The 21,427-nt window shown below is 52.9% G+C and carries 13 protein-coding genes, 5 tRNA genes, 3 pseudogenes, 1 riboswitch and 1 other annotated feature; of the genes and pseudogenes, 15 read left to right on the top strand and 6 right to left on the bottom strand.

Annotation, left to right across the window (positions count from 1 at the left end):
* Positions 1–7 precede the first annotated feature (7 nt).
* From JCM12539_RS10415 to JCM12539_RS10405, 3 genes are all read left to right on the top strand, one after another.
* Positions 8–80, top strand: a tRNA-Asn gene (locus JCM12539_RS10415).
* A gap of 15 nt (positions 81–95) precedes the next feature.
* Positions 96–185 (top strand) — tRNA-Ser (locus JCM12539_RS10410).
* Between the two features lie 179 nt (positions 186–364).
* Complete coding sequence (locus JCM12539_RS10405; RefSeq protein ID WP_054651282.1) at positions 365–961, top strand: TMEM175 family protein; 597 nt, start codon at positions 365–367, stop codon at positions 959–961.
* Between the two features lie 109 nt (positions 962–1,070).
* Here JCM12539_RS10405 and JCM12539_RS10400 read toward each other — a convergent pair whose 3' ends face one another.
* On the bottom strand, positions 1,071–1,721 hold the full coding sequence (locus JCM12539_RS10400) for a hypothetical protein (RefSeq protein ID WP_054651280.1): 651 nt from the start codon (positions 1,719–1,721) through the stop codon (positions 1,071–1,073).
* An 88-nt stretch (positions 1,722–1,809) separates the two neighbouring features.
* A riboswitch (SMK box riboswitch) is annotated at positions 1,810–1,891 on the top strand.
* Between JCM12539_RS10400 and metK the strand changes: the two genes are divergently transcribed.
* Positions 1,891–3,075, top strand: a complete 1,185-nt coding sequence (metK, locus tag JCM12539_RS10395; protein WP_054651278.1) for a methionine adenosyltransferase — start codon at positions 1,891–1,893, stop codon at positions 3,073–3,075. It overlaps the preceding riboswitch by 1 nt.
* Before the next feature lie 406 nt (positions 3,076–3,481).
* Entirely contained in the window at positions 3,482–4,942 is a 1,461-nt protein-coding gene (locus tag JCM12539_RS10390) for an MDR family MFS transporter (protein ID WP_054651276.1), read from the top strand.
* On the opposite strand, the gene JCM12539_RS10385 is transcribed toward JCM12539_RS10390, so the two are convergent.
* Entirely contained in the window at positions 4,908–5,585 is a 678-nt protein-coding gene (locus JCM12539_RS10385) for a phosphatase PAP2 family protein (protein WP_054651274.1), read from the bottom strand. The genes JCM12539_RS10390 and JCM12539_RS10385 overlap by 35 nt on opposite strands.
* Positions 5,586–5,682: 97 nt before the next feature.
* Positions 5,683–5,888, top strand: a binding site (T-box leader).
* Between the two features lie 72 nt (positions 5,889–5,960).
* Here JCM12539_RS10385 and leuS point away from each other — a divergent pair.
* Positions 5,961–8,360, top strand: a complete 2,400-nt coding sequence (leuS, locus tag JCM12539_RS10380; protein ID WP_054651272.1) for a leucine--tRNA ligase — start codon at positions 5,961–5,963, stop codon at positions 8,358–8,360.
* 178 nt (positions 8,361–8,538) lie between these two features.
* Complete coding sequence (locus JCM12539_RS10375; protein ID WP_054651270.1) at positions 8,539–10,170, top strand: putative polysaccharide biosynthesis protein; 1,632 nt, start codon at positions 8,539–8,541, stop codon at positions 10,168–10,170.
* A 6-nt stretch (positions 10,171–10,176) separates the two neighbouring features.
* On the opposite strand, the pseudogene JCM12539_RS10370 reads toward JCM12539_RS10375, so the two are convergent.
* Positions 10,177–12,276: pseudogene (locus tag JCM12539_RS10370) on the bottom strand (KUP/HAK/KT family potassium transporter).
* Between the two features lie 356 nt (positions 12,277–12,632).
* Between JCM12539_RS10370 and JCM12539_RS10365 the strand changes: the two are divergent.
* Positions 12,633–12,716 (top strand) — tRNA-Leu (locus JCM12539_RS10365).
* Positions 12,717–13,125: 409 nt separating this feature from the next.
* Positions 13,126–14,950 (top strand): annotated as a pseudogene (gene spxB, locus JCM12539_RS10360) (pyruvate oxidase).
* Between the two features lie 108 nt (positions 14,951–15,058).
* Here the strand turns inward: spxB and JCM12539_RS10355 are convergent.
* Together JCM12539_RS10355 and JCM12539_RS12855 are read right to left on the bottom strand one after the other, a co-directional pair.
* Positions 15,059–15,739, bottom strand: a complete 681-nt coding sequence (locus tag JCM12539_RS10355) for a DUF554 domain-containing protein (RefSeq protein WP_054651268.1) — start codon at positions 15,737–15,739, stop codon at positions 15,059–15,061.
* A 205-nt stretch (positions 15,740–15,944) separates the two neighbouring features.
* Positions 15,945–16,259, bottom strand: coding sequence for a DUF805 domain-containing protein (locus JCM12539_RS12855; protein ID WP_082405485.1), 315 nt, complete (start codon positions 16,257–16,259; stop codon positions 15,945–15,947).
* Between the two features lie 321 nt (positions 16,260–16,580).
* Here JCM12539_RS12855 and JCM12539_RS10350 point away from each other — a divergent pair, with 321 nt between their 5' ends.
* Positions 16,581–17,012 (top strand): Hsp20/alpha crystallin family protein, encoded by a 432-nt coding sequence (locus JCM12539_RS10350; RefSeq protein WP_054651266.1) that lies wholly within the window; start codon positions 16,581–16,583, stop codon positions 17,010–17,012.
* 69 nt (positions 17,013–17,081) lie between these two features.
* A tRNA-Leu gene (locus tag JCM12539_RS10345) sits at positions 17,082–17,165 on the top strand.
* Between the two features lie 70 nt (positions 17,166–17,235).
* Here the strand turns inward: JCM12539_RS10345 and JCM12539_RS10340 are convergent.
* Positions 17,236–18,509: pseudogene (locus JCM12539_RS10340) on the bottom strand (replication-associated recombination protein A).
* A 164-nt stretch (positions 18,510–18,673) separates the two neighbouring features.
* On the opposite strand from JCM12539_RS10340, the gene JCM12539_RS10335 reads away from it, so the two are divergent.
* From JCM12539_RS10335 to JCM12539_RS14855, 4 genes are all read left to right on the top strand, one after another.
* Complete coding sequence (locus tag JCM12539_RS10335; RefSeq protein ID WP_162204127.1) at positions 18,674–19,492, top strand: matrixin family metalloprotease; 819 nt, start codon at positions 18,674–18,676, stop codon at positions 19,490–19,492.
* 156 nt (positions 19,493–19,648) lie between these two features.
* Positions 19,649–19,721, top strand: a tRNA-Thr gene (locus tag JCM12539_RS10330).
* A gap of 349 nt (positions 19,722–20,070) precedes the next feature.
* Positions 20,071–20,652 (top strand): MFS transporter, encoded by a 582-nt coding sequence (locus JCM12539_RS14860; RefSeq protein WP_263849796.1) that lies wholly within the window; start codon positions 20,071–20,073, stop codon positions 20,650–20,652.
* A gap of 101 nt (positions 20,653–20,753) precedes the next feature.
* Entirely contained in the window at positions 20,754–21,278 is a 525-nt protein-coding gene (locus JCM12539_RS14855) for an MFS transporter (protein WP_263849795.1), read from the top strand.
* Positions 21,279–21,427: the final 149 nt, after the last annotated feature.

Here is a 21,427-nt window from a genome sequence, read left to right as displayed (position 1 = left end):
ATATTATTCCGGTTTAGCTCAGTTGGTAGAGCACCTGACTGTTAATCAGGTTGTCGTCGGTTCGAGTCCGACAACCGGAGTTTTTATTTTAGCTTGGAGAGTTGTCCGAGAGGCTGAAGGAGCATGCTTGGAAAGCATGTATACGGGTTTTGCCTGTATCAAGGGTTCGAATCCCTTACTCTCCGTCTTTTAGTTAGATAGGTACATCAAAGGAGCAATGCGCAAGCAATGCTCTTTTTTTTGATCCAACGTGATTGGCAAATCAGTTAATGGAGCGTTAATTAGTATCCCTTGAATAACGGTGGTTTTCAAATATACTACGAGAGTGTAAAATACCATGTAGTTATGTTTGGAGGATCCTTTTATGAATAAAAATCGTGTCGAAGCTTTTACTGATGCTGTGATTGCAATTATCATGACCATTATGATTCTAGAATTCAAGGTGCCAGAAACCTACCTGTGGAGTGCGATGGCAGGTGATTTACCGTACCTGTTTGCGTACATTGTGAGCTTTCTTTTTATTGGGGTTGCGTGGTACAACCACCACTATATGTTCATGATTTTAAGGCGTGTGACCAAACGTATATATTGGATCAACAATCTGTGGTTGTTGACCATGTCGTTTATTCCTGTAGCCACGGCATGGTCTGGCCGGTTTTTGAACTACCGTGCGCCCGAGTATTTTTACCTGGTCGTCTTTGCGGTATGGAGCGCCGCCTACTGGTGGTTGTCACGGAGCATCATCAACGCGTTACGCCGTGAGGGAATGGTCGACCAGGCGCTGCGCATAATGGCTATGCCGCCGTATCGGTTTATGAACAGCTGGCGGCTACCGGCCTATACGTTGATTATTACTGTAGTCATTTATTTTTGGCCTCCAGGTGGTCTCGTTGCTACTTTGTGCGAATTGGTGTACATGGCTTTTCACACGAATACGGATAGTGATCGCGTGGTTGAGTGAAATTGCAAACCAAAAAAAAGCCTACACATGGCGAGCCACCCGTTCTGCTTAGATGATTAGTCTAGTACGAATTGGGAGCCATGTGCAGGCTTTTTTTTCTGCTCTAGGACTATCCTAGCCGTGAATAAATGAAACAGTCATCAAGATGCTGGTGACCCAGGCGGCGGCTAACCAGTAGGCAGACCACCAATCTCTGCGCCGGCGTAATGGCACTAACGCCAATACCATGATAGCCACCACCACGATGATAGTGAGGTGCTGAAGCATGAAGCCCGCGATGCAGATGATAAAGATAGCGAGGCTGGTTGCCCACATGTAGATATTTCGACCAGACCCCCACGACAAACGGAATTAGCATCAGAATCAGCGCGGTGAGGTAGCTACTTTGCAGAACGTGCGTGTCCGCCATGGTGAGCATTATCTGGGTAAAGCCAGCTAGAACTATCAACAAAGTTGTGCGGATTTCGTGCAGCATCGTTTGCGTGCTAATTATGTAGGTTAAGCCCAATAGCGCTAATGCGAGCGGTAGAATTGTCCACTGGTTAAAAGCGCCTATTATTGCGGGAATGATGCCCACAATGGCTAACCAACCTGGTCGCCAATCCAGTTGTACCGCGGCGATAACGACTGCGAGTATGACCAGTGCGACTAGTTGAAACGACCATACAAACCCACCGGTGCCCCCCGCGAGAATGGGGTACGTGATGGATAGACCAGCGAGCGCAATGGTTGAGAGAATTCGGTCTCTTGCTGATGGCATCTTTCTACCTTCTTTCTGTCCCTATGCTACCTGAAAATGTGGAGTGAGGCAAAACCTTTGTGAGACCGGCCCGTTTTGTGTTAGGATAGATTGTTGCAAAGAATTCCCGATAGCCCACACACGTGGGTTTGCCTTGTAACCGAAAACTTTTAGGGGGAAACAATTTCATATGTCAGAAAAACGTTTATTTACGTCCGAGTCGGTCTCTGAGGGGCACCCGGATAAGATTGCGGACCAAATCAGTGATGCCATTTTGGACGCGCTGCTAGCCAAGGACCCGGATGCACGGGCCGCGGTTGAAACCAGCGTGACTACCGGATTGGTGTTGGTGTTTGGTGAAGTATCAACCAACGCGTACGTTGATATCCAGGGCGTTGTTCGTGATACGATTCGGCGGATTGGTTATACGCGTGAGAGTGGCTTTGATCCTGATTCAGTGGCCGTATTGGTTGCTCTGGATGAACAGTCGCCCGATATTGCTCAAGGGGTAAATGAATCCCTAGAGGAACGCTCAGGCGATGCTGACCCGCTGGACCAGATTGGGGCCGGCGATCAGGGAATGATGTTCGGTTACGCCATTGACGAGACGCCCGAGTACATGCCGCTACCGGCGGTGCTTGCGCACAGTCTGATGCGTAAGATCGCCGCGTTGAGGCATGACGGTACGATTAAGTACTTGCGCCCAGATGCAAAGGCGCAGGTGACGGTAGAATACGGTGAGGATAACAAGCCACTCCGTGTGGATACCGTGGTGGTTTCAACGCAGCATGATCCAGACGCTACTTTGGCCCAGATCCGGGCGGACGTTGAGGAGCAAGTGATCCGTGCCGTTATTCCGGCTAACCTGCTGGATGACCAGACGAAGATCTACGTGAACCCAACGGGACGTTTCGTGCTGGGCGGACCAGCTGCAGATGCTGGGTTGACGGGCCGGAAGATCATTGTGGACACGTACGGGAGTTTTGCGCGTCACGGCGGTGGGGCCTTCTCTGGTAAGGACGCAACCAAAGTTGACCGGTCGGCCAGCTATGCGGCTCGTTACATCGCCAAGAACCTCGTGGCTGCGGGCTTAGCAAGTACGCTGGAAGTCCAGTTGGCCTATGCAATAGGTGTGGCCAAGCCGGTTTCGATTTCGGTGAACACGTTTGGCACAAACAAAATTCCGGAAAGCAAAATTGTTGACGCAATTAGGGACAACTTTGACTTACGGCCGGCGGGGATTATCCAGATGTTGGATTTGAAGCGCCCAATATATGAACAGACGGCGGCATATGGTCACTTTGGCCGCACGGACGTTGACTTACCGTGGGAGCACCTCGATAAGGTAGACGTACTGAAGCAGTACTTGCAGTAGAAGTGATCGATTGGCGGTGGGACATTAATTTGTCCTGCCGTTTTTTTTGTAGAAAGCGGAGCAGGCCATTTAGAAGGCAGAGCATAAGCATCTCTAACCGAAAGGCCCGGTTTTGGCCTTTTGGTTAGAGATGCTTATGCGTCGCCTTCTAGCCTGCGCAGCTCGTTTAGAGAGTGGAGCCCCGCGGTTAGAAACTGGAGCGTAACTTGCTACGGCGGTTAAGCCCGGGCCTGGCTTCATTGCCGTAGCGGGTTACGCTCCAGTTTCTGCGGGATGCAAATCGTTTTCAAACGCACGAGTAATGGGGGAGAGTAGCAGGTTAACCGCCAAACCTAACCGAAACGCACTTATCCCCTGTGCTTAAGGCCCCACCAACCACATATTGTACTTATTTGAGGGAGAAATTATGCATACACAACGTACCAACGTGCCGGTAATGACGGTGACCGTCTTCATCGCCACCTTCATGGCTGCCATTGAGGGCACAATTGTCAGTACCGCCATGCCAACAATTGTTGGATCATTGCACGGAGTTCGGCTGATGAACTGGGTAATTGCAATTTACCTGCTAACCAGCGCAATTGCGACCCCCGTCTACGGCAAAATGGCCGATATGCGTGGCCGTAAGCCGGTCTTGATGGTTGGCCTCGGCATCTTTGTCATTGGCTCGTTGCTCAGCGGACTATCGCAATCGATGATTATGCTCATCGTCGCCCGTGCCATTCAGGGTGTGGGAGCTGGCGCCATCATGCCGGTTACCTACACCATTATCGCGGACATGTATTCGCTGGCTAAGCGGGCGCAGGTGCTCGGCCTCAACGGTTCTGCATGGGGGATTGCAGCAGTTGTAGCGCCATTACTGGGTGGTCTCATCGTGGACCAATTATCTTGGCACTGGGTGTTTATTATTAACGTTCCCATTGGTCTCCTAACCATGGGGCTAACAGCGGTTTTCCTACACGAAAAGCCGCGTACCAGCTCTTCCAGTCTGGATGTACGCGGCATTTGGTGGTTGGCGTTGATTCTGGTCTGTGTTCTGGGGGCATGCGAGCTGCTGCAGCTGCCGCATGGTATTTGGTACGCGACGGCATTATTGGTTGGAGCTGCACTGAGCATCTGGCGGTTTATCGCCGCAGAACGGCGGGCCACTGACCCGGTCATTAGTTTGAGCCTGTTTAAGTCAAAGGCGTTCATCTCACAAAATATTATTGCTGCACTCATTTCGGGTGTGGTTATGGGCCACGAAGTATACATTCCTATGTGGATGCAGGGGATTTTGGGCGTGAACGCCACGTTGGGTGGCTTTGCCGTGACCCCCAGCAGCATTTTGTGGGTGGTCGGTTCCTTTGCGGCCGGTAAGATGTTGCCGCGCATGCGTGCCAGCCGGGTGCTGGGCATCGCGTTGATTGACGTGTTCGTCGGTATTGTGGCCGTAACCTTGTTGAACATTCATACCACCTACCCTGTGTTCCTGGTGGTGTCCGCGGTCCTCGGCTTCGGCTTCGGGATTATCATCACGAGTACCACCGTGGAGTCCCAGAACGTGGTGGGGCCAGACCAGATTGGGATGGCGACCAGCTTCAACACCCTGAGCCGTACGTTAGGGCAAACGCTGATGATCTCAATCTACGGCATCATCTTTAATCAACAAATCGCTGCCGGTGTTGCTGGTCAGCCCGACCTCAGCACCAAAATGATGAACAAGCTAGTCAATTCGCAAACCGTCCACGAACTGGCGGACAAAGTAGTGGTGCCCTTGCGGCACGTGTTGTTCGATGCCCTGCACGTGGTGTACATTGCGTGTGCCGTAGTCGTGTTGTTATCGTTAGCAGCTAACTTGCTTGGTCGTCAGGCGCGTCGACAATAGCATCCTGGCTGCCGCGGATGGTAATCCAACGCACTATTTCCCGGGCAATAATTGCACAGGCGATACCTTCTAGGGCTCCGGCCAGCACGTCGCTGGCAAAGTGGACGTGGAGGTAGACGCGGCTCCACATAATCGTGGCTGCGTAGATAACGCCCAGGATAACCACCAGCGTGCGGGGCAATGGGCGTCGGTGCCAGTGCCATATATAGATAATAATTACGGTGACCAGTGCCGCGCTGGCGCTGGCGTGGCCGCTGGGGAAACTCCAGCCGCTGGCGTGGGTGAGTGCGTGCAAAGTGGGGTCGGCCACAAACGGACGCGGCCGTTCAATTACTGCTTTGAACAGCCGGTTGATGATGGCCGTGCTGAGCACCGCGCCCGCCACCGTTGCGGCCCAGGATGGCCGGCGACGCCACATGATCCAGAGTGATACGACAATAGCGGTGATGGTCATATTGACCGGTTCACCAAAGTTGGTGATGAAGCGGGCCCATGAGGTGCGCGCGGGTGTGACGGCGCCAGCGGCGTGTAGCCCCCATGTATCGAATTGGTGAATCAAAGGTTGACTAGTGGTGATAGCAACTGCCAGTATTAGTACCAGCGTAATCATGATGGTGGCCAGAAGCCAACGTTGAATGCGCATATTAACCCCTCTTTAGTGAAAGAAATATTGTTAGTTTAGCATAGTCTCCGTTTAGTGCTTGCTTGCTGGGGGTGATTTTGCTATTCTTAACTCAATACTAAACGCAGGGAAGATTATTAGCGTGTGGGTCTCGTCCAGAAAGACGGCGGTTGTTGGAAGCCGTTCGGGTCCCCCACGTGAACTGACTTCCTCGGTTGTCGACCTGAACAATGTCAGTAGGGTTGACCGGGCTGCCGTTATCCAGACAAGCGCCGGGAGGTTCCCGGAACTTAGGTGGTACCGCGGCTCGGAGTCGTCCTAACTTGTTAGGGCGGCTTTTTGCGTTCAGTGGCACAAAACATACAGGGGGCACAAACAATATGGCAGCATTTGACCATGCAGCAATCGAAAAAAAAGTGGCAGAAGTATTGGCGTGAACACGACACGTTCAAAACGGGGAAGGATCCGCAAAAGCCGAAGTATTACGTCCTCGACATGTTTCCTTACCCATCAGGCCAAGGTTTGCACGTTGGCCATCCTGAGGGTTACACCGCCACGGATATCGTTGCCCGCATGAAGCGGATGCAAGGATTTAACGTTTTGCACCCCATGGGTTGGGATGCCTTTGGCTTACCCGCAGAACAATACGCCCTGAAGACTGGTAACCCGCCGAAGGAATTTACCGCCAAGAACATCGCTAACTTCAAGCGGCAAATCCAGAGCCTCGGTTTCTCCTACGACTGGGACCGTGAAATCAACACGACCGACCCGTCGTACTACAAGTGGACGCAGTGGATTTTTGAACAGATGTACAAGCGTGGTCTGGCCTACGAGGCGGAAGTCCCGGTTAACTGGAGTCCGGATCTCGGGACCGTGGTTGCAAACGAAGAAGTGATTGACGGAAAAACTGAGCGGGGTGGTTTCCCGGTTGAACGGAAGCCTATGCGCCAGTGGATGCTGAAGATTACTGCCTACGCGGACAAGTTGCTGGATGGCCTGGATGATTTGGACTGGCCAGAATCCATCAAGCAAATGCAGCGTAATTGGATCGGCCGTTCGGTTGGTGCCAGCGTTAACTTTAAGGTTGACGGTACTGACCAGTCCTTTGAAGTGTTCACGACCCGTCCAGATACCTTGTTTGGTGCTACCTACGCGGTACTGGCTCCGGAAAAGGAGCTGGTGCAGGCCATCACGACACCTGAACAGAAGGACGCAGTGGACGCCTACATCAAGGAGGCCGCTGGGAAGTCCGACCTGGACCGTACCGACCTAAACAAGGACAAGACCGGTGTATTTACGGGCGCTTACGCTGTGAACCCCGTTAACGGTGCCAAGTTACCAATTTGGATTGGGGACTACGTACTGGCTAGCTACGGGACCGGGGCCATCATGGCGGTACCTGCCCATGACGACCGTGACTGGGCCTTTGCCAAGAAGTTTGACCTACCAATTATGCCCGTAATTGAGGGCGGCGATGTTGACAAAGCTGCCTACACCAAGGATGGCGCGCACATTAACAGTGGTTTCCTGGACGGCATGAATAAGGCTGACGCCATTGACGCCATGGTCGACTGGTTGACCGAACACCAGGTGGGGGCCAAGAAGGTTAACTACAAGCTGCGCGACTGGGTGTTCTCCCGTCAGCGTTACTGGGGTGAGCCGATTCCCGTTATCCACTGGGAGGACGGGGAGACAACTTTGGTACCCGAAGACCAGCTGCCGCTCATGCTGCCAGAGGACGCTAACATTGAACCAACCGGCTCGACTGATGGCCCACTGGCCAACCTAGAAGACTGGGTTAACGTGGTTGATGAAAATGGTCGTAAAGGTAAGCGGGAAACCAACACCATGCCGCAGTGGGCAGGGTCGTCATGGTACTTCCTCCGTTACATTGATCCGCGCAACGGCCGGATGCTGGCCGATCCCGACAAGATGAAGTACTGGATGAACGTTGACCTGTACATCGGTGGGGCGGAACACGCGGTTCTGCACCTGTTGTACGCGCGGTTCTGGAACCAGTTCCTGTACGACATTGGCGTGGTGCCAACGAAGGAACCATTCCAAAAGTTGTTCAACCAGGGGATGATTTTGGGTGACAACCACGAAAAGATGAGTAAGTCCAAGGGCAACGTGGTTAATCCGGACGACGTGGTGAGCGAGTACGGGGCTGACACTTTGCGTCTGTACGAAATGTTCATGGGACCGCTGGATGCCGGGATTGCTTGGAGTACTGAGGGCCTTGCCGGTTCCCACAAGTTCCTGGAACGCGTTTACCGTACCTTTGTTGACGAAAACGGTAAGATGCGCGACCACATTACGACGATTAATGACGGTAGTTTGACTAAGGTGTACAACCAGACCGTGAAAAAGGTCACCGAGGACTTTGCCGACCTGAAGTTTAACACCGCGATTGCGCAGATGATGGTCTTCATTAACGACGCGAACAAAGTGGACGACCTGCCGTACGAGTATGTTGAGGGCTTCGTGAAGATGTTGGCGCCGGTTGCACCACACCTGATGGAAGAAATTTGGCGGATTCTGGGCCACGATGACACGATTACGTACGCTGCATGGCCAACGTATGATGAGAGTGCTCTGGTTGCGGACACGGTGACCGTTGCCGTTCAGGTGAACGGCAAGTTACGTGGGCAGCTGGAAGCGGTCAAAGATGCCGACCAGGATCAATTACAGCAGGATGCACTAGTAATTGAGAATGTGCAGAAGTTCATTGCTGATAAGACGGTGCGCAAAGTGATTGTGGTACCAAATAAGATTGTCAATATTGTTGTCGGCTAGTTAGACGATGCCGGTATAGGGGTTCCCGCTATCATGGTGGGAACCCTTTTTGGTGTCTCGCCGTTCGATAAAGCAACACAATAAAACTGACAATCTGCTTAAAGATGCGGTCGTCAATTGCAGTCGTGGTGCGATTCAATTAGAATTACTATGTTAACTACGAAAAAGAGGAATTTTAATGAACGCAAAGGAAACGCAGACAACTGCGTCTAGCCAATCAAAGATGTTGCGGGGCTCCGCGTGGATGACCGCCGGCAGCATCTTTTCCCGGGTTCTGGGGGCAATCTACATAATTCCGTGGTGGGCGTGGCTCGGTTCAGCAGCCCTAGCGGCGAACGGGCTGTTTACCAAGGGGTATCAGATCTACGGCGTGTTTATCATTATCTCGACCGCAGGGATTCCTAGCGCCGTGGCCAAACAGATTGCGCACTATAACGCCATGAACGAGTACGCGACCTCCATCCGGTTGTGGTGGCACGGGATGATTGCCACGTCGATTCTGGGCGTGATTTCGGCCGCCATCCTGTGGTTTGCCGCCCCGCTCCTGGCGGCGGGGGATAGCCGTATGATTCCCGTGTTTCATTCATTGGCCTGGGCGATATTGGTCATACCAATGCTCAGTATCATGCGGGGCTACTTCCAAGGGGTCAGCGACATGGCTCCCAGCGCGATATCGCAGTTGGTGGAACAGTTTGTCCGCGTCATCTACATGTTGGCGTCCGTGTACTTCATCATGAAGATGGGAAACGGGGATTACATCCTGGCGGTGACCCACTCCACCTTTGCGGCCTTCATTGGGGCGCTCGCTGGTATCCTCATGCTGGTCGCAATCTTCATCCGCCGGTGGCCACGTATTCGCGCGCAGATGGCGCATTCGGCCAATCAAATCGATGTGTCCGTCAACCAACTGTTGATGGACATTGCCCGCCAAGCGATTCCGTTTATCATCATGGATTCGGCCATTAACTGGTACTACATTATCGACCAGTACACGTACAAACCCATGTGGGGTCACCTGTTTAACTGGTCCGTTAACCACATGAACGATTTGTACGCGTTGTATGCGGGGAACGCCAACAAGCTCATCATGATTGTGGTCTCCCTGGCGTCCGCAATGGGTATTACCGTCATTCCGCTCCTGTCGGCGGCGGTGACGCGGCACGAGATGCATGACGTGAGCCGCCAGATGACCAACGCCATTCAACTATTTAGCATCGTGATGATTCCGGCGTCATTGGGGATGATGGCCATCGCCCAGCCGCTGTACGTGGTGTTCTACGGTTACGATGGTACCGGTATCCGGATGCTGGAGGTGTCCTGTATCCTAGCGGTGGCACTCGGCCTGTACACCGTTTTGGCCGCCTTGCTCCAGGGGGTGTTCCGCAACCGTCTGGCCATCATGTTAATGTTGGTGGGGATTGTGGTCAAAGTGGTTCTGCAATACCCGCTGTCGGCTTTGTTCGGGGCGTATGGGCCCATGCTGGCGTCGCTAGCGGGGTTGGGTGTTAACTCGATTTTGATGCTCCGCAAGTTGTGGCAGTATTACCACTTCAAAGTGTTTCAGACGTCGCGGCGCGTGGCGGGGATGCTCTTCTTCGGGTCCCTCATGTTTGCGGTCGTGCGCATCGCTATGTGGCTGATGAATTACTTTATTCCGGCTGTCAGCAAGCCCGGTGCCGTCGCTGAACTCATCGTTGCCCTCATACTGGGCGGTGGCGTGTACGGCTACTTGGTGCTGAAGACACATCTGGCGGACATGATTTTAGGCGGGCGTGTTGCCGGCATTCGTCGTATCTTGCGTATGCAATGATAATTATCAGCGCAACAAAATAACCGTCCTGACGGGTCCCACTGTTACTTGGTGTGGGACCCGCCAGGACGGTTTTTCGCGTTCGCGGTTATTGATTCTCCTCTTGGCGCTTGGGTCGGCGTGTACACGCTTGAGGCGGGCAGCTCGAACTTTGCCCAGAATGAGTGGGACGTGCTCTTCAACCACGTCGGCGTATTCCAGACCAAACCAACGGGCAGGACTGACCGTAATCCGCTGGAGCAGTAGGCGCGATTGGATAATGATTTTGGCAAAGCTGTTGATGCGGGTCTCAGACGAAAGTTCCTCGCGGACGAGAACGAACGACCAGTCACCCACCTCGCGGCCCGGCATGGTGGTGTACTTTTGCGGCTGGCGGTCGATTTCGCCGGTCGCCATCAGGTCCTGGACGACCTGACGTAAGAATACGTTGACGGTTTGCTGCATGCGGAAACCGAGAAACAGTTGGACGTTGACCATGTAGTTAGTGCCGTAAGTGTCGGCATTGTATTCCGCGGTGTAGGGTTCATCCGTCACGTTGACCGTGACGAACCAGTAAACGTCGGCACGCTTTGGGCGCTTGTCGACAATCGAGTAGATGAGGTTCTTCTTGACGAACCGCCCGTCATGAATTTTGGTTAGGTAAACCAAGTTATCTGCGTACCGTTCGTAATTGGGGTCAGTGTGGAGCGAGTTCAGCATTTTTTTTGTAGGCTAACAGCGATACTCGTTGGTTCGTGAAGGAATTACGATCACGTAGGATGCCACCATACAGCCAAATGAACATGACAATTAGGATGACCATTGCAATCAGCACCGTCACGTAACCACCGTGCATGAATTTCGCGGCACTAGCAATGAAGAAGACGGTTTCGATGCTAGCAAAGAATAGGAAGATTACCCAGGCCCACAAGCGTGGCGTCTGCCGTAACCGGAGGAACTGGTACAGCAGGATGGTGGTCATCAGCATGGTGACGGTGATGGCCAAACCGTACGCAGCCTCCATGTGGGCGCTAGTACGGAAGTACAGGACGATGGCGATACAGGTAATCCACATCAGCATGTTAACGCTGGGGATGTATAGCTGGCCCTTGAACTTGCTGGGGTACACGATTCGAAGGCGGGGAAGGAACCGCAGGCGAATGGCCTCGGCCACCAACGTGTAGGAACCACTAATGAGCGCTTGGCTGGCGATGATGGCCGCCAGCGTGGCGAGGATGATGCCCACAAGGTGAATGCTAGCGGGCATCATGTCAAAGAAGGGGTTGAGGTCGCTGGCGTGTTGCCACGCTGCGTTGGTGCGGTTCTGGTCGATCCAGACGGCCTGCCCCAAGTAGTTAAGCACCAAGCAAACGTTGACGAATGGCCAGCTACCGTAAATGTTCGGCCGACCCACGTGCCCCATGTCCGAGTACAGGGCCTCTGCCCCCGTTGTGGCTAGGAAGATGGAGCCCAAAATGAGGATACCGACTTTGTTCGCCGGACTAAACAGCAGTTTAACTGCATAGTAGGGGTTGATGGCCGCGAGCATGGACCAGTCCTGGGTAAGGCTCATGAAGCCCAAGACGCCCAGAAACAGGAACCATAGCGTCATGATGGGGCCAAAGAGGCGACCAATCGACTGGGTACCAAACCGCTGGATAAAGAAAAGGATGGAAATAATAATCACGGTTGTGATGATGACCTGGTCTTGCTGGGTAATAAAGACGTGGTTATTAATCGCCGTATTTTTTTTAACCCCTCGATGGCTGTGGTGACCGTCACTGCTGGGGTCAGCATGCCATCAGCGAGTAAGGCGGCCCCACCAATCACGGCGGGGACCAGTAACCACTTTGCCCGTTGCCGGACTAAGGTGAACAGTGCGAAAATCCCCCCCTCGCCCTTATTATCGGCGTGGAGGGCAATAATTACGTACTTTAAGGTGGTGACGATTGCGAGGGTCCAGAATACTAGGGACACTGAACCAACCAAAAAATCGTGGGTCATGGTGCTCATGCCACCGTTCTCGGCCACCAACGATTTCATTACGTACAGTGGGCTGGTCCCGATATCGCCATAAACGACCCCTAAGGTAATGAGGAGTCCGGCCGCAGTCAGACGGTGGTGCAGGTCGTGGTGCTCCGCATTTTTTTAACTGTGTCATTGTATCAGTAATCCCCCTTGCGGATTTGTGCTAACAGACAGTGTAGGTCATCAAAGCGGGTCTGTAAATATCATAATTATACCGGCTTGGGGAGTACAAAGAAACGTGCTGGCGAAACTTAATTTACAGGCCATACTATTGCCCTGGTGGACAAGCCACGTTTGAAGTGTGACGTTATTTGTTTGTTGTTACCAGCGTCAATTGGTGCGGGTAATCAGGGCGGTACCATTCAGTTTGGGGGCAGACCAGAAAAATTATCCGTCATTTAACCGCAAAGGGGTTGGTAAAGCCCACTGAGGTTGGTATATTTATATTTGTTGTTGCCGCGATGGCGGAATTGGCAGACGCGCAGTGTTCAGGTCGCTGTTTGGGTAACCAAGTGCAGGTTCGACTCCTGTTCGCGGCAGATGATAGGTATGCAACGCAAAGTACCATAAAGAAAAGCCCGGGAAACCGGGCTTTTTGCGTACAGAAGAAGTAGCTAAAGGACAAATTTGTGCAATTTCTGTGCACCTTATATCTTTTCCAAGGCGGCTACGCGCAACAAGCTATAATGTGCAGCGATTGTTTGCAAATTTGAACCTACGTCTGTGTTGAATATTGTTTGTAAATACAATCGTTGCATTGACTGCCACTGGGTAAAAGAACGGGTCCCTTACCCGTGTTGAGGCTGGGCAAAGGTTGGTGCACAGCAGTAACTGGTGCAGAATATTTACAATTAAAGCACGCTTACTATTTGAAAGTAGAGCGACAACGTGGTACATTATTATTGTAAACGGTATCAAAATAATGCATACAGAAAGAAGTGTGTTTTTATGGCAGACGCAAAGACCATTCGTGCCAGTGTTGCAATGCTACAAGTATTGGAATCATGGGGTGTCGACCATGTTTATGGTTACCCTGGTGGTTCGTTTAATTCCACCATGTCCGCCTTTGACGACGAAAAGGACCGTATCAAGTACATCCAGATTCGTCACGAGCAGGTGGGGGCGTTTGCGGCCGCGGCTGACGCTAAGCTGACCGGTAAGATTGGTGTGGCGTTTGGTTCTGCTGGCCCTGGCGCGACCAACTTGTTGACGGGTCTCTACGACGCCCGTGAAGACCACGCGCCAGTACTGGCCCTGGTTGGACAGGTGCCGCACACCAACATGAACTACAACTACTTCCAGGAATTTGATGAAGACCCAATGTTCCAGGACGTTTCTGTTTATGACCGAACCGTGATGACGCCTGAGAGTTTACCATACGTTGTGGACAAAGCTATTCGCGAAGCCTACAAGCACAGTGGCGTGGCGGTAGTCATTATTCCCAACGACTTTGGGATGGCAGAAATTCCTGATGTACCGTACGGTAGTGCTAAGGCCGAACTTGGCGATAAGCAGCCCCACTGCCACAACCAACGGTAGAGGAAATCGACGAAACGTTGAGGATGATTAAGGCGGCTAAGCGTCCGGTCATTAACGTTGGTCAGGGTATCAAAGGTGGCGGCGAACGGCTGGTTGAATTGTCCCGCAAGCTCCAGATTCCGCTGGTGACCTCCAGTTTAGCTACTGGTGAGGTGGATCCACACTACGAGGCTAACCTCGGTGCTCTCGGTCGTCTAGGCTCCAAGGCCGCAAACGAAATCTTTGGTTCCGCGGACTTGGCCATTTCCATTGGTGCAGACTTCCCGTTTGCTCGGGTTGTCTTTGAAGCGCGTCCATTTAAGTTTATTCAGGTCGACATTGACCGTTCTAAGTTTGGGCGCCGGCACCATGCTGACTTGGCGGTTTGGTCCGATGCCACCGCCTTCGTGGACAAGCTACTGGAACGCAGCGAGCCCGCTGCACCGAGTGCGTTCTTCGAGGCGGCCATCGCGGACAGCAAGGAATGGGAAGGTTACCTGCAGAAGCGGGCCGATCGTGACACTGACCCACTGGAGGCTGAACCACTATACAAGGCCATCAACGCAGCTGCTGACGACAACGCCGCCTTTGCAGTTGATGTTGGTGACAACAGTATCAACGCGATTCGCTACCTCCACTTGACCCCGAAGAACAAGTGGACCATCTCCGCACTCTTTGCTTCGATGGGTACCGCACTTCCGGGCGCATTGCCGCGCAATTGGACTTCCCGGACCGGCAGGTATTCAGTATCTCCGGCGATGGTGCGTTCTCCATGGTGATGCAGGATCTGATCACCGAGAAGAAGTACAACCTGCCAATCATCAACGTGGTGACCAGCAACAAAGTGTTGGGGTTCATCAAGGGCGAGCAGGACGACGTCGACATGACTGAGTACAGTGGGATTGATCTTGCTGACCAGGACTTCGCGAAGATTGCGGAGGCAATGGGTATCGAGGGCGTGACTGTACGTAAGACCAGCGACCTGAAGCCTGCGTTTGACCGTGCGGTGGCTGCAAGCAAAGCCGGCAAGCCATTCTTGATTGACGCCAAGATTACTGACAACCGGACGTTTGCTACGGAATCGCTGTACGTGAACGTGCACGACGGCCAGGTCGATGAGTTCTTCAACCCAGCCTTCAATAGTAAGCACGACGCCAAGAAGCTGAAGACGCTGGAAGACTTCTTTGCTTACTTTGGCGCTCAGGAGCTGCACCCACTGGCATACTTCTTTAAGGATGCAGGTGTGGAGTTGTAGTTTGCCAGAACAACAATTAATGTAACTAAATAAACGCCTATCCGGGTCCGCACATGGCTACTGCCAGTGCGAGCAGGATAGGCGTTTTTGCGTGGAATGGTGCGAGGGTTAAAACATCTGTAGTACCGCCACCACGATGATGGGGATGACTAACGAAGGTAGGAGGTTGAGTGTTTTAATCTGTTTGAGGCCCAGAATGCTGATGCCACTCGCCAGAATGAGTACACCACCGACGACCGATAATTCGTTGATCATGGTGCTACTGATGGCTCCGCGGAGAAGGGTGGCGCCCAGGAAAATTGCGGTTTGCCAGCAAAAGAGCACGGGTGCAGCGAGAATCATGCCAATCCCAAAGGTGCTGGCGAGGACGGTACTGGTGACGCCGTCTAACATTCCGTTAGTCATGAGCATGGTGGTGTCCCCACGTAACGCCGCCTCAATGGGGCCAACGATTGACAGCGTCCCGATACAGAACAACAGGATGCCCGTTGATAATCCCTGACTCAGTCCGGAGCCGCCAGCGCGACGCTCAAGCAGGCGGTTAAAGTGTCCATCAAGGTCCAACCATTCGCCAATGACGCCACCAACGGCTAAGCTCACAATAAATAGAACTGGGTAGTGACTTTTATTCATGTGCGTGAGGGTGGTGTTCAGCCCGATGGCGATGACGGCCAACCCCATGGCGGTCATCATGATGGTGTGATAATTTTCGCGTAAACCGTGACCAAGCATTGAGCCCAGCACGCTACCACCAATAATCATTGCCGTATTAAACACCGTACCCCACATGTTACCCACGCCCCCGAATTGATTGATAAGTGTTAATTATACCGCATTAAGGCAAAAGAAAACCGTTTAACCCATATTCAGGGCTAGACGGTTAGATTGACGTATTACTGTTGCGGTGTACGGCTAGGCAGTAAGGTAATGACAAACGTTAAGATGCCACTGACCAAGCCGATTAATGCTGACTGGTTGCTACTGTACCCCCAAATCATGTTGGCAAATAAAACGATGGCGTACTGGATGAGAAGAACCCACCAAGGAATTCCCGCATCGCGGTAACGCCGGATGATGAGGCGAGTGATGGTAATAGTACCGCCAGGCCAAAGATGATGAGGATGATAATCATGAAGCCAGCACCCACCCAAATGCCCGACCAGATGTCCTCCACCGAGTTAGTGGAAAGTGTATAGGCCGTACCAGTCAGGGCGGTGAACAGACCGGTGAAGAATAAAATGTATAGGATGAATGTCCATAGCGTGATATACCAGTACTCACTTCGACGGGACCGGCCCGAGAAGTTCACGTAGTTGGCAAAAAAATGCGGGGATGGTGGTTAACCCTGTTGCACCATAATAACGGTTTTTGGCGAAGTCTTGTTCAAAGCGATTGCTCTTAATAGCCATAATGTTGCCTCCTTCTTCGTACTATTAATTAAAGCATAAATAACAACGGTTTACCAGCAATGTATAAATAATTAGCGCACTTTGTTGCCATGCCCCGCTGTCAGAAAAGGCAAGTGTAAATTGTTTTAGCACTCGCTTGACATGAGTGCTAAAAGGTGGCATTATATATTATGTAAACAAGGAGCGGGGATGAATCCCCCGAAGGAAAGGAAGAATTGATGATGGCTAATGAAATGATGCAGCGGAATGATATGTTTGCGGATCCGTTCTTTGACAATATTGGTCGCCACTTCTTTGACGACGTGTTTGCTCCGCAACAGGTTCGTGGTTTGAAGACGGATATTGAGGACAATGGTGACAGCTACGTTGCGCACATTGATGTTCCGGGTATGACCAAGGACGACATTCACCTAAGCTACCAGGACAACGTGCTCACGGTGCAGGCCACTAAGAATAGCAATGCTGACCACACCGATAAGGATGGCAACTTGCTGATGCAGGAACGTAGCTATGGTGCGATGTCCCGTAGCTACCGTTTGCCCGACGTTGATGCTAAGGGTATTAAGGCCAGTTACGCGGATGGCGTACTCAACGTGACGTTGCCAAAGGTAGATAAGGATAACCAGCAGGACCACGAGATTAACATTGACTAATATTTAGCGCACGTTCGCGCGAAATGCTTGGCAAACCTCATGTGACCTGATATACTAAACTCTGTTGTTGCCGCGATGGCGGAATTGGCAGACGCGCAGTGTTCAGGTCGCTGTTTGGGTAACCAAGTGCAGGTTCGACTCCTGTTCGCGGCAGAAGGTAACAACGAGAGCCCCACTACTTTGACGGTAGTGGGGCTCTTTGTATGTGCGGCGTAGTTGGACATTAGCGGCCATTTTGCAGCCGGCGCAATTGCTCCAGACGTTGGGACAGCGCCTGTTCGTACTTGCCAGTCTGTTTTGGTGTGTAGTAATGCGTACCACGGAGTTTCTGCGGTAGGTATTGTTGCCGCACCCAGCCACCTGGATAGTCGTGCGGTAGCTTGTAATTGACCCCGTGGCCGAGTGCCTGCGCGCTTTTGTAGTGGGCGTCCCTGAGGTCGTCAGGAATCGCGCCGGCTTTGCCCTTGCGGATGTCCGCAATCGCGGCATCAATCGCACTGATTGCCGTATTGCTCTTCGGCGCGAGGCAAAGATCGATGACCGCGTTGGCGAGCGGGATGCGGGCCTCGGGTAGGCCGAGCCGTTGCGCCGCGTCAATGGCGTTCAGGGTGCGGTTGGCGGTCTGCGGGTTGGCAAGGCCGATGTCTTCATACGCAATCACGAGGAGACGGCGCATGATGCTGGGAAGGTCGCCGATGACAATCAGCCGGGCGAGGTAATGCAAAGCCGCGTCCACATCGCTGCCACGGATGGACTTCTGAAAGGCGGAGATGAGGTCGTAATGCGCGTCCCCATTGGCATCCCCGTCCAGCGCCCGTTGTTGGAGCGATTGGTGCATCACGCGGTCGTCGAGGGTGATTTGCCCATCAACTGCGGGTGTGGATAGGGTAGCGAGCTCCAGAGCATTCAGGGCGCTACGCAAGTCGCCGTTAGTGGCGGAGACTAGGTAATCGCGGCCAGACTGCGTCAGGTCAACCGGATATTCGCCCAAACCGCGTTCCGGGTCTGCGAGTGCGCGATCACGGCCGTGGAAATATCGTCGGGAGTTAGCGGGTAAACTTGAAAGATTTGTGCCCGACTACGAATGGCCGGCAAAATGCTCATGTATGGATTTTCGGTGGTAGCGCCGACCAGGATGATGCGCCCGGATTCAAGGTGGGGTAAGAGGAAATCCTGCTTGGTTTTATCTAACCGGTGGATTTCGTCCAGGAGTAGAATGACCGTCCCGCTAATCTTGGCTTCCTCGGCGACGATTTGGAGGTCCTTCTTGGTATCAGTAGCGGCGTTGAGCATCCGCAATGAGTACTTGGTGGCACCAGCAATCGCGCTAGCAATGCTGGTCTTGCCGGTACCAGGTGGCCCGTACAAAATCATTGAGGTTAGTCGGTGGGCCTGGACCATGCGGCGAATGATCTGGTCTGGGCCGACGAGGTGTTGTTGGCCCACCACTTCGTCGAGGTTACGCGGGCGCATGCGGAATGCTAATGGTTGCTGCATTTTAGGTAATCCTTTCTAAGCATTATATTTGTCTTAGGGATGGGCAAAGAACTTTGATTCCAGCGTAATAGTGGTAAAATTTGGTTTACTCAATTGGGCATCCCCATCACCATAAACTAGGATGGTGTGGTGGGTCAATGCAAAGACGGAAGGGGGGCGCACTAATGAAGTGGAAATCATGGGTAGTAATGTTGGTTGTGCCGGTGGCGGCATTAGCGGCCGGTGTCTGGGTGAAGTTGGACCCCCGCGTGAACATTTCGCGTGCAGCAATGGTGACCCGGGTCAAAGGGTACCTGGATGACGTCCACGACTGGCTGGTTGACCTGCCGCCTTTGGAAGGCCTGGCCCACCGTATCAAGAAAAACGCTACTAGTGACCTGAGCGTGAATACTGACAGCTATAGTAACAGCGGCTCCTCGACGGATGCTACGACTGGCAGTGGGGGCGCCGCCAGCAGCAGTTCGGCCTCAAGTAGCGCGACCCAAACGCCGACTGAGTCAATCGTTCAGGGCGTGCAGCTGGCCAATACTTACTATTACCACTTTACCAACGGCACGCCGGCGTCGGTGCAGGCTGTCTTTAAGCAGGCGGTGGCGGTGTACAACGCCACGCATATCGTTTCAATTAGGCCGGGGACGGGCACCCAGGTGCAGAATCGCATCACCTTTGGCACCTACCGTAAGCAAATGGGTGCGGATGCGGACGGCACTCTGGAATTAGGCAAAGGTGGTCCGGAAATCGTTAAGCGTATTACGAGCACGGGGGACGTGACGGCCATTGTGAACCGGGGGACCGCGCGGCTCAACGTTAACTATCAAGACGCCATTGCGCTCCCGGTCGCGCTGCATGAATTGGGTCACGCGCTGGGGTTGGACCACAACACGCAGAGCAAAGCTTCGGTCATGTATCCCATCGACCAGGGTGTGACGACGTTGTCCACTGATGATCTGAACGGGTTGAAGTCCATTTACGGTCAGCAGTAGCGTCCGGCCACGTTATTGAAACCGTTTAGGGGCCAAATTCTTTGCCTGATGATAAACAAAAACCGTTTTTTTAGTGAGAAAATTGCAAAAAGAGGTACACAGGCACGGAATCGTATGGTAATATATTTCTTGTGCTTGAGAGCACGAATACGTTTTGCCGTTTTAGCTCAGTTGGTAGAGCAACGCTCTAGTAAAGCGTAGGTCGCTGGTCCGAGTCCAGTAAACGGCAGCAAAATAACGTTGGGCCGAACATCAATCGTTGATGTTCGGCTTTTTTTTGCGCTTGGACCAGAATTAGGCGGTTGGTCGCTCTGTCATGGTCAGTCGGGACCGTGTTATGATGGTTTTTAGGTTGCCATGAGTTGTGGCTGGTAAAAAAGCACTGTTGAGGTCCAAATTTGCGTCATTCGTAATGGGGCAAAACATGATGTTTGGCAAAAACACATGGCAAAATTTTCAAAGGAAGTTGTTTAGATGTTACAAGATGCCCTAACTCATTGGCGCGTTGTGCGCATTGAGAGCCCATTCCTCAACATGACGCTGTTGTTGACTAGTATTGGGGAAGGAAAAAAACTAAATTGATAAAGAAAACAGGATTAACTAAGGGCCAAGTGCTACTGTTGGCAGTCGCGACAGGCATTGTTGTGGCCAACTTGAACTATATTCAACCACTGGAAGCTCTGATCGCGCATAGTTACGGAGTGTCGCGCGGAACTGTGGGTGTTGTCGCCATGCTGACCCAGTTGGGGTATGCGTTTGGCTTGCTGCTATTAGTGCCACTAGGCGATATTTTTGACCGTAATCATCTCATTCAGGTGATGCTGGTTCTGGCGGTGATTGCGTTACTCGCCGCATATTCGGCACGTAACATCGTTTGGTTTGGGGCGGCCTCGCTCCTGGTGGGTATCACCTCCGTCGCTCCACAAATAATCATCCCGTTCTCAGCGTACTTAGCTGACGGGTTGCACGGAGGCCAGGTACTGGGTAGCGTAATGAGTGGGCTGCTGACGGGTATTTTACTGTCGCGGTCGGTTAGCGGGTTGCTTGCCGGATTCTGGCCGTGGCAAAGTGTGTACTTAGTGGCAGCCATTGCTGTGGCCGTATTGTTGCTGGTCTTGCACTGGTACCTGCCGCAGGATCGCGCGGACACCAAAAACTAAACTACGGGCAAGTGTTACGGTCGCTGCCACACCTGCTGCGTACACAACCTCACCTACAGGGATCGGCCATCAATGGCTTTACGTTGTTTGGGGTCTCTAACGTGTTGTGGTCGACGCTTGCGTTTTACCTGGCGGACCAGTTTGGCTTGGGTAGCACCGTGGCCGGCTTGATGGGGCTACTGGGAATTACCGGGGTGCTCTTTGCGCCGTACATTGGTCGCTTGGTTGACCGGACGTCGCCGCGGCGGACGGTGGGGATGGGCATCACCTTTTCCGTGCTGGCCTTTGTGGCGTTTTGGGCATTGGGTCACTGGGTGATGGGACTCATCGTCGGTATTGTGTTGCTTGATCTAGGGACGCAGTTTGGTCAGGTATCGAATCAGGCCATCGTGCAATCTTTGAGCCGCACGTCTGGTAGCCGGAACAACTCCGTGTTTATGTTTAGTTACTTTATGGGCGGCGCACTTGGCACCTTCTTTGCCACCTGGGCGTGGGGCCGATTCGGCTGGAATGGTGTCTGCGCGGTGGCCGCGGTTTTCCTCATCGTTAGTTTGGTGGGCCACCTAGTTTGGCGGGAGCCACGAAAATTGTCCGCCAGGGTGAGCGGGACGCATAGGCCCCAGTAACGGTGAGAACCCGCGGGTGGTGTTAGGGGTTGCGGCTTACGTGCCTTCCGCCGTGGCTTGCTACACCCGCACGCTCCGGCCGTTCCGGCCTCCCACGGATTCTGGAGCCAAAGAAGCCCATGAAGCGCCCTAGAATTGTTAGACAAAGA

The sequence above is a fragment of the Lacticaseibacillus pantheris DSM 15945 = JCM 12539 = NBRC 106106 genome (assembly GCF_001311175.1).
GTDB classification, from domain to species: Bacteria; Bacillota; Bacilli; order Lactobacillales; family Lactobacillaceae; genus Lacticaseibacillus; species Lacticaseibacillus pantheris.
The sequence above is the reverse complement of the archived record's forward strand: the minus strand, read 5'-3'. Positions and strand labels throughout refer to the sequence as shown.